The sequence below is a fragment of the Bacillus testis genome (genome assembly GCF_001243895.1).
GTDB lineage: Bacteria > Bacillota > Bacilli > Bacillales > DSM-1321 > Bacillus_AD > Bacillus_AD testis.
In genome coordinates, this window is sequence record NZ_LN851186.1 from 3,163,728 (window position 1) to 3,178,546 (window position 14,819).

General features: G+C 42.3%; 13 protein-coding genes. 1 reads left to right on the forward strand and 12 read right to left on the reverse strand.

The genetic code is table 11. The features are described 5' to 3' along the window. Positions 1-180: 180 nt before the first annotated feature. From BN1765_RS15685 to BN1765_RS15705, 5 genes are all read right to left on the reverse strand, one after another. On the reverse strand, positions 181-657 hold the full coding sequence (locus BN1765_RS15685; RefSeq protein WP_050616023.1) for a MaoC/PaaZ C-terminal domain-containing protein: 477 nt from the start codon (positions 655-657) through the stop codon (positions 181-183). A 156-nt stretch (positions 658-813) separates the two neighbouring features. Then, complete coding sequence (gene mdh / locus BN1765_RS15690; protein ID WP_050616024.1) at positions 814-1,746, reverse strand: malate dehydrogenase; 933 nt, start codon at positions 1,744-1,746, stop codon at positions 814-816. Positions 1,747-1,940: 194 nt separating this feature from the next. Next, positions 1,941-3,212: an NADP-dependent isocitrate dehydrogenase gene (gene icd, locus BN1765_RS15695; RefSeq protein WP_050616025.1), complete on the reverse strand. Its 1,272-nt coding sequence runs from the start codon at positions 3,210-3,212 to the stop codon at positions 1,941-1,943. A gap of 126 nt (positions 3,213-3,338) precedes the next feature. Continuing rightward, complete coding sequence (gene citZ, locus BN1765_RS15700; protein ID WP_050616026.1) at positions 3,339-4,454, reverse strand: citrate synthase; 1,116 nt, start codon at positions 4,452-4,454, stop codon at positions 3,339-3,341. A gap of 735 nt (positions 4,455-5,189) precedes the next feature. After that, positions 5,190-5,657 carry a DUF441 domain-containing protein gene (locus BN1765_RS15705; RefSeq protein ID WP_050616807.1) on the reverse strand — a complete coding sequence of 156 codons (468 nt, stop codon included), beginning with the start codon at positions 5,655-5,657 and terminating at the stop codon, positions 5,190-5,192. 277 nt (positions 5,658-5,934) lie between these two features. Between BN1765_RS15705 and ytvI the strand changes: the two genes are divergently transcribed. Beyond that, on the forward strand, positions 5,935-7,050 hold the full coding sequence (gene ytvI, locus BN1765_RS15710; RefSeq protein WP_050616027.1) for a sporulation integral membrane protein YtvI: 1,116 nt from the start codon (positions 5,935-5,937) through the stop codon (positions 7,048-7,050). A gap of 191 nt (positions 7,051-7,241) precedes the next feature. Here ytvI and BN1765_RS15715 read toward each other — a convergent pair whose 3' ends face one another. The 7 genes from BN1765_RS15715 to BN1765_RS15745 form a co-directional block, all read right to left on the reverse strand. Next, positions 7,242-7,631, reverse strand: a complete 390-nt coding sequence (locus BN1765_RS15715; RefSeq protein ID WP_050616028.1) for an FxsA family protein — start codon at positions 7,629-7,631, stop codon at positions 7,242-7,244. Between the two features lie 131 nt (positions 7,632-7,762). After that, positions 7,763-9,526, reverse strand: a complete 1,764-nt coding sequence (gene pyk, locus BN1765_RS15720; RefSeq protein WP_050616029.1) for a pyruvate kinase — start codon at positions 9,524-9,526, stop codon at positions 7,763-7,765. A gap of 42 nt (positions 9,527-9,568) precedes the next feature. After that, positions 9,569-10,528: a 6-phosphofructokinase gene (pfkA, locus tag BN1765_RS15725; protein ID WP_050616030.1), complete on the reverse strand. Its 960-nt coding sequence runs from the start codon at positions 10,526-10,528 to the stop codon at positions 9,569-9,571. A gap of 427 nt (positions 10,529-10,955) precedes the next feature. Next, on the reverse strand, positions 10,956-11,933 hold the full coding sequence (gene accA / locus BN1765_RS15730) for an acetyl-CoA carboxylase carboxyl transferase subunit alpha (RefSeq protein WP_050616031.1): 978 nt from the start codon (positions 11,931-11,933) through the stop codon (positions 10,956-10,958). Continuing rightward, positions 11,918-12,796, reverse strand: coding sequence for an acetyl-CoA carboxylase, carboxyltransferase subunit beta (accD, locus tag BN1765_RS15735; RefSeq protein WP_050616032.1), 879 nt, complete (start codon positions 12,794-12,796; stop codon positions 11,918-11,920). Before accD ends, accA begins: the two co-directional genes overlap by 16 nt. 100 nt (positions 12,797-12,896) lie before the next feature. Continuing rightward, a complete protein-coding gene (locus BN1765_RS15740; protein ID WP_261797562.1) occupies positions 12,897-13,541 on the reverse strand; it encodes a FadR/GntR family transcriptional regulator in 645 nt (214 codons plus the stop codon). Beyond that, positions 13,541-14,773, reverse strand: a complete 1,233-nt coding sequence (locus tag BN1765_RS15745; protein WP_050616033.1) for an NADP-dependent malic enzyme — start codon at positions 14,771-14,773, stop codon at positions 13,541-13,543. Before BN1765_RS15745 ends, BN1765_RS15740 begins: the two co-directional genes overlap by 1 nt. Positions 14,774-14,819: the final 46 nt, after the last annotated feature.

A 14,819-nucleotide genomic window follows, 5' to 3' on the forward strand; every position in this document is an offset into this window, starting at 1 on the left:
AGTATGTATAAAAGAGCATTCACCCATCGCATTCTTCTATATGTCCCTTATGTTAATAGAAAGCGAGCTATTCGACAATAGTTATAAACAAAAATACCCATGTGGAGCCAAGTGGGAAGACCCAAAGAGAGGCACCTGCTTGTGCCTCTCTTCTCCTTCGCTTGCGATGGGTACCGATCATCAAAAATTATCTAACGCATGCCCATCCATACTTTTGATAGCTTCAGGCGGCTTTACTTTTACTGCTGCTTCCAAAACGGTTTGTTCCTGTTCGTTTAACGCGTTTACCCGTATGGTGATCTGAGATGCTGGCAAATCTACTTGGATTACTTCGAATAAAAACTGGATGGTTTCATAATGGTAAACAGGCTGACTATACGTTATTTCCATGGAAGAAATGTAGCTGCCTGGGCCAGGCAAATATTTTGTAATGGCCGACGAAATCATTCCATTCAGCATGAGGCTTGGTACAATCGGTTTTTTGAATGAAGTCAGGGAGGCGTAATCATGTTGGATGTAGAGAGGGTTAGCATCTCCGGAGAGACCCAAATACAATAGTAAATCTTTGTCTTCCATCTTTTCTGTGAGCGTAAGTTTTTCACCAGCAGATATCTCTTCAATCTTTCGGCCAAGCTTTCTTTTTTTGCCCAATAGCATGTTTCATTACACCCTTTCATTTACTTTATACGCACTAAATATAGCGCTTTCATTATGATATGTATATCATATCGTTTCCTCATATGAAAGGATATAAAAAGATCCGGAGTAGTCTGCCCGGATCTTTCCTTATAGAGATTTTAACATATACAATACTTAAGCCAGTACACTCATCACATTTTTCACCGAATCAGCTGATTTGGAAAGCGAGGCTTTTTCGCTGTCAGTCAACTCAAGTTCAATTATTTTTTCGATACCGCCTGCGCCAAGGATCGTAGGCACTCCCAAATAGATGCCGTTCATGCCATATTCTCCTTCAAGATAAGCTATAGCAGGCAGTACACGGCGTTGGTCTTTCAAGATTGCTTCTGCCATTTCCACTAAAGAAGCCGCAGGAGCATAATAGGCGCTTCCGTTCCCTAACAAATTGACAATCTCCGCTCCGCCTTTACGAGTACGGTCGACAATGGCTTCCAAGCGGTCTTGGGGAATCAGTGTTCCCAGTGGAATGCCTCCTGCATACGAATAGCGTACAAGCGGCACCATATCATCGCCATGCCCGCCGAGTACAAAGCCAGTGATATCTTTAACTGACATTTGTAATTCTTCGGCAATAAATGTCCGGAAACGCGCTGTATCCAAAACGCCGGATTGGCCGATTACACGGTGTTTAGGGAAGCCGGATTCTTTATAGACGGTATAGGTCATGGCATCTACAGGATTGGTCAACACGATGATTATGCAATTCGGAGAATGTTTAACGACTTCCTCTGTAACGGATTTCATTACTTTTTGGTTTGTTTGGACCAGGTCATCGCGGCTCATTCCTGGTTTGCGCGCAATGCCGGCTGTGATAATGGCAATATCTGAATCTTTCGTATCAGCATAGTCGGATGTACCGATGATTCTAGCATCGAAACCCTGGATAGGACCGGCTTCTGCCATATCCAATGCTTTCCCCTTTGTTGGATTATCCATTTGCGGGATATCTACCAATACGACGTCGGCTAATTCTTTTTGTGCCAATAAAAAAGCAGTAGTGGCCCCTGTAAATCCGCCGCCTATTACCGAAACTTTCTTTCGCCCCATCTTCTTAATTCCTCCCCTTGTTCGTAAAGCATATATAAAAGAGATTGACTATTAATCTTAAGAAACATAGTTCGCATCCTTATCCCATGGTCTATGCTCTAAGATCACTTACCAATACACCATACTGCAAAACAATTGATGATCGTTAAGTTTAGTCAATCTCTTTTTTAAAGTTTATTAAAATTCTTTGAAACTTATTTTAAGTTTTTGATCAATTCATCAGCAAATGCAGAACATTTCACTTCTGTTGCTCCATCCATCAAACGTGCGAAGTCGTATGTTACTACCTTGCTTGCAATCGCCTCTTCAACAGAAGTGATAATCATCTTAGCAGCTTCGTTCCAGCCAAGGTGTTCCAGCATCAATACACCGGAAAGGAGTACTGAAGAAGGGTTCACTTTATCCAATCCTGCATATTTAGGTGCAGTTCCATGAGTCGCTTCAAAAATCGCATGTCCAGTTTCGTAATTGATGTTAGCTCCCGGAGCAATACCGATTCCGCCTACCTGTGCTGCTAGGGCATCTGAAATATAATCGCCATTCAAGTTCATTGTAGCTACCACATCGAACTCTTTTGGACGAGTAAGGATTTGTTGAAGGAAAATGTCAGCGATTGAATCTTTAACGATAATTTTGCCTGCAGCTTCTGCATCAGATTGCGCTTTGTTAGCTGCTTCTGCTCCTTGTTCTTCTTTGATCTTGTCATATTGGTTCCATGTGAATACTTGTTCGCCGAATTCTCTTTCAGCCAAAGCATAGCCCCAATTTTTGAAGGCACCTTCAGTGAACTTCATAATGTTTCCTTTATGTACAAGAGTCACTGATTTACGGCCCTCTTTAATTGCATAGTTGATGGCTGCACGCACTAGGCGCTCTGTTCCCTCTTTAGAAACGGGTTTGATACCCAAACCTGATGTTTCAGGAAAACGGATTTTGCTTACGCCCATTTCATTTTGAAGGAAGTTAAGCAATTTTTTCACTGCTTCACTGCCTTCTTCATACTCGATCCCTGCGTAGATATCTTCCGTATTTTCGCGGAAAATAACCATGTCTGTGTCTTCAGGGCGTTTAACCGGTGAAGGCACCCCTTCAAAGTAACGGACAGGACGCAAGCAAACAAAAAGATCCAACTCTTGTCTAAGCGCCACGTTCAAGGAACGGATTCCCCCGCCTACAGGAGTTGTCAGCGGCCCCTTAATGGCAATGAAATATTCATTAATGACATCCAATGTTTCCTTAGGCAACCATTCGCCTGTTTGATTGAACGCTTTTTCCCCTGCCAAAACTTCCTTCCAAACAATTTTCTTGTCGCCATTGTAAGCTTTTTCGACTGCAGCATCCAATACGCGTGAAGCCGCTGCCCAGATATCAGGACCAATTCCATCCCCTTCAATAAATGGGATGACCGGATTGTTCGGTACGTTTAATACTCCATTTTGAACTGTGATTTTTTCTCCCTGACTCATGCTATTCCCTCCAGATTCATTATCAAAGGTTAGCAGCCCGATCAAAAGAGCCGAGCTCTAACCTTTCTAGTTGTCATTTTATTATAAATCTATTCTATTTTATATCTATTGCGAAAATAAAATCTATTATCTTTCCTCAATCGGCACGTATTTTTGCATGCCAGGGCCTGTATATTCAGCACGAGGGCGGATTAATCGATTATTGTCATATTGCTCAAGAATATGGGCCAACCAGCCTGACGTGCGGCTAACAGCAAAGATTGGCGTGAAAAGGTCATGATCAATTCCTAGGCTGTGATAAACAGAAGCGGAATAGAAATCAACGTTTGGAGGAAGCGGTTTCTTAGAAGTTACCAGCTCTTCAATCTTAACGGACATATCATAATAATTTGATTGTCCTGTAATGTCCGTTAGTTTTTTGGACATTTCCTTAAGATGTTTTGCACGCGGGTCGCCATTGCGGTATACACGATGGCCGAATCCCATGATTTTTTCTTTATTATCTAGTTTTTCGTTAATATATGATTCTACTTTATCCACTGAACCGATCTCTGTCAGCATTTTCATAACCGCTTCATTTGCTCCGCCGTGCAATGGCCCTTTCAACGCTCCTATAGCAGCTGTTACGCCTGAATAGACATCGGAAAGGGTTGCCACACACACACGGGCAGTGAATGTAGATGCATTCAATTCATGGTCGGCATGAAGGACAAGCGCTTTATTGAAAGCTTCTTCCTCTAAAGCAGTAGGTACTTTATCATTCAACATATATAGGAAATTCGCTGCAAAGCTTAAATCTTTTCTTGGAGCGACAGGCTGCAGGCCTTTTCTGATTCTAGAAAAAGCTGTAACGATAGAAGGTATTTTAGCTTGCAGGCGGATTGCCTTTTGGTAGTTCGCTTCATCAGTCATAACTTCAGATTCCTCATCGTATAAACCTAACAGTGAAACAGCCGTGCGAAGCGCTCCCATAGGATGGACCTTCTTAATATCATACAGGTTGAAATGCTCGATTACTTCTTTTGGCAACTCCATATTGCTGGCCAATTGCATGGTCAAGTCTTTTAATTCCACTTCGTTAGGCAATCTGCGATGCCATAATAAATAAATGACTTCTTCAAATGATGCATTAACCGCTAAATCATCAATATCATAACCAGCATATGTTAATGTATCATCAATAATTGAACTGATTGATGAAGTTGTCGCCACAATCCCCTCGAGACCTCTTGTTACTGTCATACAGAATCTCTCCTTTTCTATTAATTCCCCTTTATCCATTGTATTGCGAATTTATGATGGGCCAGCCACGGATAAAGACTGGGCCAAGCCGCATGAATAGCTGCAGGAGCTAAGCTCCCAATTCGAATGTCATCCTGTGTTTTACCATACTCTTATTGAGTCATCAGTCACCTTTTGGATTTTCCCTATGCTAAAAATATGTAAACGTGCATAAATTGAATGGACAGGCTTTGCCCGTAAAAAGTTCGATAGATCGCCAACAAGAAGTAATATTCTAAAAATTGATAAGAATAAAAAAGATGACGCTTTCAATTACATTATAAACAATAATTGTCATTTTGAAAATGAAAAGCACTTATTTTGAAAAAAAATAATGTTTTTCCAGAAAAGTAGGATAGGTGGCAATTCTTATCATCATATAGCGAATACAATCGTAATTATCATTGTGGTTTTAACTAAAAATATAAATTCATCGAAATAATTAGTGATTAAAAGAGCCTTTTCACCTACTCAAAGGATGTACTGACAGACATTTCGTTACTTATCCAATAATTTATCAATATAACAACAGTATTCTTTCTTTATATCTATTTTCCTTAAAAACACAAGCTGACTTTAAAAATAAACATAAAATGGCACAGATTTTGATGTCTCTGTCATACAATCCTTCATCGTCTCCCATTCCAATCTTAAAAAACAGCCGCCCAGAGGACAGCCGTTTTTTAAGTTCAAATCTCATTGAAAAAATTGAAAAATCTTCATCGCCACATAGGCTATGCCCGCACCAATCAACGGGCCGACTGCCACTCCTTTAAAAACGGCAACCGCAAGGATGGTACCCAATACAAGGGCAGTGGTAATATGGGGGTCCGTCGCCAATAGTGTCACACCATTTTTAGCTAACAGGGCAACAACAATACCGGAGCCGAGTGCAATCCAGGCCAACGGCGATTTAAGGGCCTCCCCCAAATCTTTAAAACCGATGGTGCCGGTCGCAATGGGAACCAAAACAGCGATGGTTATGACGGTCACGCCCAAATTGATCCCTTTACTTTGAAGAAAAGGAAACACCTTATCTCCCAAGCCCAACAGTTTTATGACCAATAAAAAACCAACCGCCAATATAAGCGAATTATTTTTTGCTATAAGAGCAATCAGCATTAATACAATTAAAAAAATATATGGGGATGTCAAAATTCTCATCTCTTTCTCAACATGTATGATCGTAAGCTGCTTCACCGTACTTTTTCTATTATAACTGACTGTGCATTTTCGTTGTTTATTTTTCCGGCCTAGCCTAGAACTCCTCCCACAAATAAAGTGGAACAGAAACAGGGTTTTCTCTTCCTGTTTTGTCATTTTAACTATACACATGAATAAGTTGTATTAGTCGCCTGTCTGCAAATACGTCGGCAGGAAATTGTTATTTTTTATAGTATACATATAATAACCAATCATTCCGGCTAAAAGGAGGCGCCATGTGAATCCTGTACATATCTACCGTTTTGTGCGAATTTTTTTAGTAGCCGGCATGGCCGTACTGGGAGCTTTTGCCCTTTTCTATTCCGCTGCAGTCACCTATCCGTTCCTTATTGGTTTTGCATTGGCTGTTCTGATTAATCCTGCAGTGAAATTCCTCCAGCATTCAATCAGATTGCCGCGGCCCCTCGCTGTCCTGGTTACACTTTTAGGGATTGTCCTTCTATTTGCAGGGCTTATTACACTTTTAATCGCTGAAATTATCACCGGGGCGAACTACCTGGGGGACAATGTGCCAAAACAACTCGCCATTCTCGTCGCCTACAGTGAAAGTCTCTTCGAAACAAAAATCTTGCCCATCTATAACAGTATTGCCTCCTTGTTCAATAATCTTGATACAGGACAGCAGCAAACCATCCTTGAAAACATCCAAGAAGCAGGGTCGGCCATTACTTCAAGCATTGGTTCCTTCATCAAGAATTTTTTTCATAAGATTCCAGTGATTGTAGGCTGGATCCCTTCTGCGGCAACCGGCCTGGTTTTCTCCGTCCTGGCCACTTTTTTCATAAGCAATGACTGGTACCGACTGCAGGGATACGCCAGGAAATGGATCCCGGACATTGTCTCTAGGCAAGCAGAACCCATCATCAATGATCTTAAGCGCGCTTTGTTTGGCTATATCACAGCACAGTTAACTCTGATCAGTATGACCACACTTATTGTATTGATCGGATTATTGATTCTTCGCGTCGAATATGCCATTACCATTGCATTGGTGACAGGGCTTGTCGACCTTCTTCCTTATTTGGGAAGCGGGACTGTTTTTATCCCATGGATCATCTATCAAGCAATCACCGGAAACGTAGGTTTGGCAATCGGGCTTGGCATCCTATACACAGTCGTTCTTGTACAACGGCAGGTTATGGAGCCAAAAGTGCTCTCTTCCAGTATCGGCCTTGATCCTTTAGCCACCTTGGTCGCCCTATTTGTCGGTTTTAAATTGCTCGGTTTCCTCGGGCTTATCATAGGCCCCGTCACACTAGTCGTTATCCAGACATTAAATAAAAGCAATGTATTCCATGAGCTTTGGGCGTATATTAAAGGAGCTGAAGAATAAAAGAAAGGCATAGCGCCGGCTTAAAAAAGACGGGCACTATGCCTTTTTATACGTTTATCCTGTTCTAACTGGCGCTAAGATTCCCCCTTTGATACGAGAGCGAATGCACAAAGCGCCCAAATGAAATCAAGCATCGGCAAGAACCTGATTGATGAGGAAAAAAGAAAACCCTCACCGATCAAAGTTTCGCTTTATTGGATAATTGTAATCGTATTGCGATCTATCTTTTTGCGGAACAGCTTTCTGATTAGAGGTTTTACGAGAGCACGTGTCGGCGGCAATAATAACAATAACCCAGCTAGATCAGAAATGAATCCGGGCGCCAGAAGCAGCACTCCTCCTGCAAGGATGCTGATCCCATCCACCATTTCATCTCCCGGCATTATACCTCGAGCCAATTGGCGCTGGACCTTTTGCCACACTATGAGCCCCTGATATTTAGCAAGATATGCTCCCCCTATTCCAGTGGCAATAATGAGCATAATCGTAGGCAGAAGGCCTATCATTTTACCGAAATAGATCATTAAGCCTAATTCACAAGCTGGCATTACAACGAATAGCAATAATAGGATACGTAACATCCGGCACCTCCTGGCTCTATTATACAATGCTTCTCGTTCTCCTGTTGGAAAACAAAAAATTCTGTCTGCAACATTAATGGCTAGACTAAAAAAGAGGCTCTAAGGCCTCTTTTTTAGTCGTCTATTTTTAATTACAGTACGTTTGCGTTGCTTCCGTCTGTAATGATTCCGCGTTGAGCATCTACGCTGACCACTTGTCCATCAGAAAGTAAATCCATAGCATTGTCAGCACCTACGATTACAGGGATGCCAAGGTTCACGCCTACTACTGCAGCGTGGCTTGTCAAACCGCCTTCAATAGTGATTAATGCGCCGCATTTTTCGATAGCTGGCATCATTTCTTTATCAGAGCCGATTGTCACTAGGACATCGCCTGATTTCACTTTAGCGTTAGCTTCTGCAGCATTTTTGGCGATAACTACTTTTCCTGCTGCTTTTTTGCGGCCAATCCCTTGTGCTTTAAGGACTGTTTTACCCAAAGATTGGATTTTCATCATGTTGGTTGTACCAGTTTCACCAACAGGAACACCTGCAGTGATGACAACTAGATCTCCGTAAGAAACATATCCTGAGTTCAAGCTTTGAGTGATTGCATTATCAAGCATTTCGTCAGTTGAGTTTGTTTTTGGACCAACAATCGGCTGAACACCCCATACAAGGCACAGGCGACGTGAAACGTAGTCATTAGAAGAGATAGCAATGATTGGCGCTTCCGGTCTGTATTTAGATATCATGCGTGCAGTATGGCCGCTTTCAGTCGGCGTGATGATTGCATTTGCATTCAAGTTCAATGTTGTGTGAGCAACAGATTGTCCAATTGCATCTGTAATATTATGTTCACTGTCTTTGCTGCGCTTAGAAATCAATTCTTTGTGGTTAAGAGCTGTTTCTGTGCGAACTGCGATGTTATGCATTGTTTGAACAGCCTCTACCGGATAAGAACCAGCAGCTGTTTCACCAGAAAGCATGATTGCATCTGTGCCGTCAAAGATTGCGTTAGCTACGTCAGATGCTTCCGCACGTGTTGGACGTGGGTTGCGTTGCATAGAATCAAGCATTTGAGTGGCAGTGATAACCGGTTTTCCAAGAGCGTTACATTTTTTGATTAATTGTTTTTGCACCAAAGGCACTTCTTCAGCAGGGATTTCGACACCAAGGTCTCCACGTGCTACCATCAAACCTTCAGAAACAGCCAAGATGTCATCGATGTTATCCACACCCTCTTGGTTTTCGATTTTAGGAATGATGTTGATGTAGTGGCCGTTGTTGTTATCAAGCAATTCACGAATTTCCAACACATCAGACGCACGGCGAACGAATGAAGCAGCAACAAAGTCTACTCCTTGCTCGATACCGAATAAGATATCTTGTCTGTCTTTTTCAGTGATACCAGGAAGGTTTACAGATACCCCCGGCACGTTCACGCCTTTTTTATTTTTCAAGATTCCATCGTTAAGAATGCGTGTATGGATTTCGCCATTTTCTTTGTCGATTTTTGTAACTTCCAAACCAACTAGTCCATCATCAAGAAGGATTCTTGAACCAACAGATACATCGTCAATCAATTCTCTATAAGTAATAGAGAATTTTTCAGTAGTCCCTAGAACTTCAGTAGTTGAGATAATGATGCTGTTTCCAGTTTTCAGTTCAACTGCACCGTTTTCCATATCATTTGTACGGATTTCAGGTCCTTTTGTATCAAGCAAGATAGCGATTTGCTTACCTGTTTTTTCAGCAGCTTCACGGATTGTTTTAATGCGGGCTGCGTGCTCTTCATGGCTTCCGTGGGAGAAGTTAAGACGGCAAACATTCATGCCAGCTTCCATTAAGCTTGTTAATTTTTCAAGAGATTCACTTGCAGGTCCGATAGTACATACGATTTTTGTTTTACGCATTTGGCTAAATAGCCTCCTTTTAATAATGAAAAATGAAAATCTTTAAATAGAAAGTTCTTGAGATAATTTGTACATGCCCATGTCGATCTTATGCGGTCTTCCAAGAGCTTCGATAATATCATAATCCACTAATTCGTTTTTCTCGATTCCGACAGCACGTCCGCCTTTGCCCTCAAGAAGAAGTTCAACAGCTTTCGCACCTAGTCGGCTTGCAAGCACACGATCCACAGCCGTTGGCGATCCACCGCGCTGCACGTGGCCAAGAACAGTCATACGAGTTTCAAATGAAGTCATTTCTTCAATTTGTTTAGAGATTTCACTAGCGCTTCCGACACCTTCAGCTACAATGATGATGCTGTGCTTTTTGCCGCGCTCATGGCCTCTTTTCAATTTGCTCACGATATCGTTAATATCAAAATTGTCCTCTGGAATAATGATGGATTCAGCACCGCCGGCAAGCCCCGCCCATAAAGCGATATCACCAGCATCACGACCCATAACCTCAACAACATATGCTCTTTCATGCGAAGTTGCTGTATCGCGGATTTTATCGATTGCGTCGATAACTGTATTCAAGGCTGTATCGAATCCAATTGTGAACTCTGTTCCAGGGATATCGTTATCAATTGTTCCAGGAACACCGATGCATGGGAAGCCATGCTCAGTTAGTGCCTTCGCACCCATATAAGAACCATCGCCGCCAATGACAACCAATGCGTCGATGCCATGCTTCTTCAATTGTTCAATCCCAAGAAGTTGACCTTCTTTTGTTTTGAATTCCGGGCATCTTGCAGAGTACAGCATTGTACCGCCGCGTTGGATGATGTCGCCAACTGAGCCCAATTCCAATTTTTTGATATTGCCATTCATAAGGCCTTGGTAGCCTTGGTAAATACCATATACTTCAAGGTCATGATAGATAGCCTTACGCACAACCGCACGTACAGCTGCATTCATTCCTGGAGCGTCTCCGCCACTTGTTAACACGCCAATTCTTTTCACGTTATTCACCTCTAAATTATTCTTTTGGGAATAAATAGAACACATATCCACTGTGTTTTTTGTATGTAAAAATAATTATTCCCAAGATTGTTCATGTTTTTTATTCACCTGAAACTTCTCATGAATATCCTTTGTCATTACATCCAAATTTATAAACATTCTTTAAAAACTTAGGAAACTTTTCGTATGTAATGTGTGTTTAGGAAGTGTTAATTCTCTTTCTGCCTATACATTCTAAAGGAGATTTTCATATTCGTAAAGTCTGTTTGTGAAGTAATTAACATTATTTACAGATGGAATACGTTTTCACGTTTACATTTTCGTAACTTTTCAAGAAATTGTTGATTTTTACAAAATTGACGGAATTTATCATACTCTTTTGAAAAATGAATTAAACCAAAAAAGTGTAGCCATTAGGCCACACCATTTATTTTACCTCTGATAGGGTTTTTACAAACCCATATTTACCAATTGCCTTGAATTTATTATAACGATCGTTTATCAGTGTATCACAATCCTTGGTAAAAAGCTCTTTTAAAGCCGGATACAGAACGGCATCCATATATTCTGCCTGCTTTTTCGCATCTCGATGGGCTCCGCCCTTCACTTCAGGGATGAGTGCATCAACCACGCCGAGATCCTCGAGATCAGGTGCAGTGATTCTCATGCTTTCGGCTGCTTTTTTTGAAAGTGAAGCATCTTTCCACAAAATCGTGGCAGCCCCTTCAGGAGAAATCACGGAATAAGTCGAATTCTCGAGCATATAGACTCGATCGGCCACTCCCAGAGCTAGTGCTCCACCGCTTCCTCCTTCACCAATGACAATCGAGATAATCGGGACCTGCAATCCTGCCATTTCAAATAGATTACGGGCAATGGCTTCACTTTGCCCGCGTTGCTCTGCCGCCATCCCCGGATAGGCTCCTTTGGTGTCGATAAAGCAAATAATCGGACGATTAAATTTCTCTGCTTGTTTCATGAGCCGGAGCGCTTTTCGATATCCCTCTGGATGGGGCATTCCAAAATTGCGCCGTATATTCTCTTTTGTATCTTTGCCTCGCTGGTGGCCGATGACTGTAATCGGCAATCCGCGATAAGTAGCAATGCCTCCGACAATCGCTTCGTCTTCACCGAAAACCCGGTCTCCGTGGCATTCGATGAAATCAGCAAAAATATGGCTGATATAATCAAGAGTGGTAGGCCGGCCTGGATGGCGGGCGACAAGGACCCGATCCCACGGCTTCATATTATCATATACGTCATTTTCAAGCTTGGTCAGCCTGTTCTCAAGTTTTTGGATTTCTTCCGACAGATCCACCTCGGCTTCTTGTGTCAGCTTCTTCAGCTCATCGATCTTATTGCGCAGTTCGATAACAGGACGTTCAAACTCTAGTTCTCCAACCATTGGTTTTCACCGCCCTTTTGATGTATTTTTAAGATAGTCGATAACTTATCTTTCATTTCCAATCTGGAGATGACCGCATCTAATTGGCCATGTTTTAATAAAAATTCTGACGTCTGGAAGTCTTCTGGCAATTCTTCACGGATTGTGGATTCGATCACACTCCGTCCAGCAAATCCAATTAATGCCTTAGGCTCAGCCAAATTATAATCCCCTAATGAGGCGAAACTTGCAGAAACGCCGCCTGTCGTTGGATTAGTCATCACAGAGATAAATAAACCGCCGTTATCGCTAAAGTGTTTCAATGCAATGCTTGTTTTGGCCATTTGCATTAAGCTTAAAATCCCTTCCTGCATTCTGGCCCCGCCGGAAGCTGTAAAGATGACAAAAGGTATTCCTCGTTCTTGGGCCAATTCTACAGCCCGAGTAATTTTTTCTCCTACTACTGAACCCATACTTCCCATCCGGAAATTGGCGTCCATAACGGCAATTGCAATTTCTTCGCCGCCGATGGTTCCTGTTCCGGTAACAACCGCTTCGTTCAGATCTGTTTTCTTGCGATCGCTTTCCAACTTTTCCTCATAGCCAGGAAATTGAAGAGGATTTTCGGAAATCATATCAGCAAAGTATTCTTCAAAAGAACCTTCATCCAATGTATACTCAATCCGCTCATAGGCAGACAGCCGGTGATGGTACCCGCAATGAGTACACACTTTCATGTTTTTCACTAATTCTTTTGTATACATGATTTTCTTACATTCTGGACATTTAGTCATGATTCCTTCAGGAACGTCACTTTTGTTCCGTTCAGAAGGAATGGTAGCGTACTTTTTCTTTTTAGGCTTTGAAAATAACTCTTTCAGCAAGAGGAATCCCCCTTTTTTCTTGTAACTTCCCGCATGCATGCGTTTCAATTGCATGTCCTATACTTTACATCAATTTTATCTTAAAGACTGTAAAATAATGTCATATACTGTTCGACATATTTCTGATTGACTCTTTATACGTAAGAATCATTTGCTCTTCATTTTGGTTTTTGACGGAAAGCATCAATTGCTCATAAGGATATTTGTCTTTTATGACCATCGGCTTCGATACCAGAATTTCATAGTTCGCCACCGTCATCCATATCCGCTGCATCAAAGAATTGGCCTGTTGGGCAGCAATTTTTTGGAAAAAATCATAATCAGTAAACTCAGCATCCTTGATCCAATCAAGCACATCATCTACCTGCCGTTCGCTCGCATCCTTATAGTAGAGGCGAAGGCAATCGAGCTCCAACATCGTCTTTGTCTGGGTCAAATTGTTTTTTATCGCAGGATCCTGCAGAAGAAACCCCCCGAGGATTTCAACCAACTTATGTTCCTGGAAATCATTGATAAAAGTCCCTTCGCCCCTTCGAGTTTCTATAAGGCCGAGCAGCTCCAAAGCACGCAGCGCCTCTCTGACGGATGACCTCCCTGCTTGGAGCCGCTCTGATAGTTCACGCTCCGAAGGAATTTTGTCTCCTGGGAGAAGTCCATCTTCTTTTATCATATTCTTCAATTTTTCAACAATTTCCAAATATACCTTTGAGGATATCTTATCCGGTTTTTTCAATTCAGCCTTCACTACTTTCCGATGATTGCCAGTTCTTCTGTTTTTGCTTTTACTTCCTCAGGGTCTACCTTGATCCTTGCTACCCCTGTTTCCATAGCGGCTTTCGCTACGGCCGCAGCCACAGCTGGTGCCACCCGTGGATCAAATGGCCCTGGTATCACATAATCAGCATGCAGCTCAGCAGGCTGAATCAGACCGGCAATGGCTTCTACAGCCGCCATTTTCATTTTTTCATTGATGTGTGTGGCTCTGACATCAAGCGCCCCTCTGAATATTCCCGGAAAAGCCAGCACGTTATTGACCTGGTTAGGGAAATCCGAGCGTCCAGTGCCGACCACTAGTGCTCCTGCTTCTTTTGCTTCCGCCGGCATAATTTCCGGTATCGGATTCGCCATAGCGAAAATGATCGGATGATCATTCATCGATTCGACATTTTCCTTCGTCAAACCTCCAGCTACAGAAACGCCGATGAACACATCTGCCCCTTTAATGACATCCGAGAGGCTTCCTTCTACCTTATCGCGGTTAGTCACTTCAGCAATCTTATCTTTTACAGTATTCATGCCATATGGGCGGCCTTCAAAAATAGCGCCTTTACTGTCGCACATGATGACGTCACGGACACCATACGTAAATAATAGTTTAATAATGGCAATTCCTGCGGCACCCGCACCGTTAGCAACCACCCTAATTTCAGACATGCTTTTTCCAGCGAGCTTAAGGGCATTGACCAAGCCTGCAACTGTGACAATAGCCGTTCCATGCTGATCATCGTGGAATACTGGGATGTTTGTTTCTTTCTTGAGGCGTTCTTCGATGACAAAGCAGTTGGGAGCAGCGATATCTTCCAAATTAACACCGCCGAATGTCGGTTCAAGATACTTGACTGTCTGGACAATTTGGTCGACATCGGTTGTATTCAAGCAAAGAGGGAAGGCATCAACGCCGGCAAAACTCTTGAATAAAACCGCTTTTCCTTCCATGACAGGCATAGCAGCCTCAGGGCCGATATTACCTAAGCCCAAAACCGCTGTGCCATCGGAAACAACAGCTACCGTGTTACCTTTCATTGTGTATTCATAGACCAATTCAGGTTTATCATAGATATCCTTACATGGCTCTGCAACACCTGGAGAATAGGCTAAACTTAAGTCTTCAGCGTTTTTCACTTCTACTTTTGAAACAGTCTCCAATTTACCTTTATGAAGGCGGTGCATATGTAAAGCTTCATCTCTAAGTGTCACGGTATTCACTCCTTATTAGTTAAAATAAGAGAAACAATTTAAATGA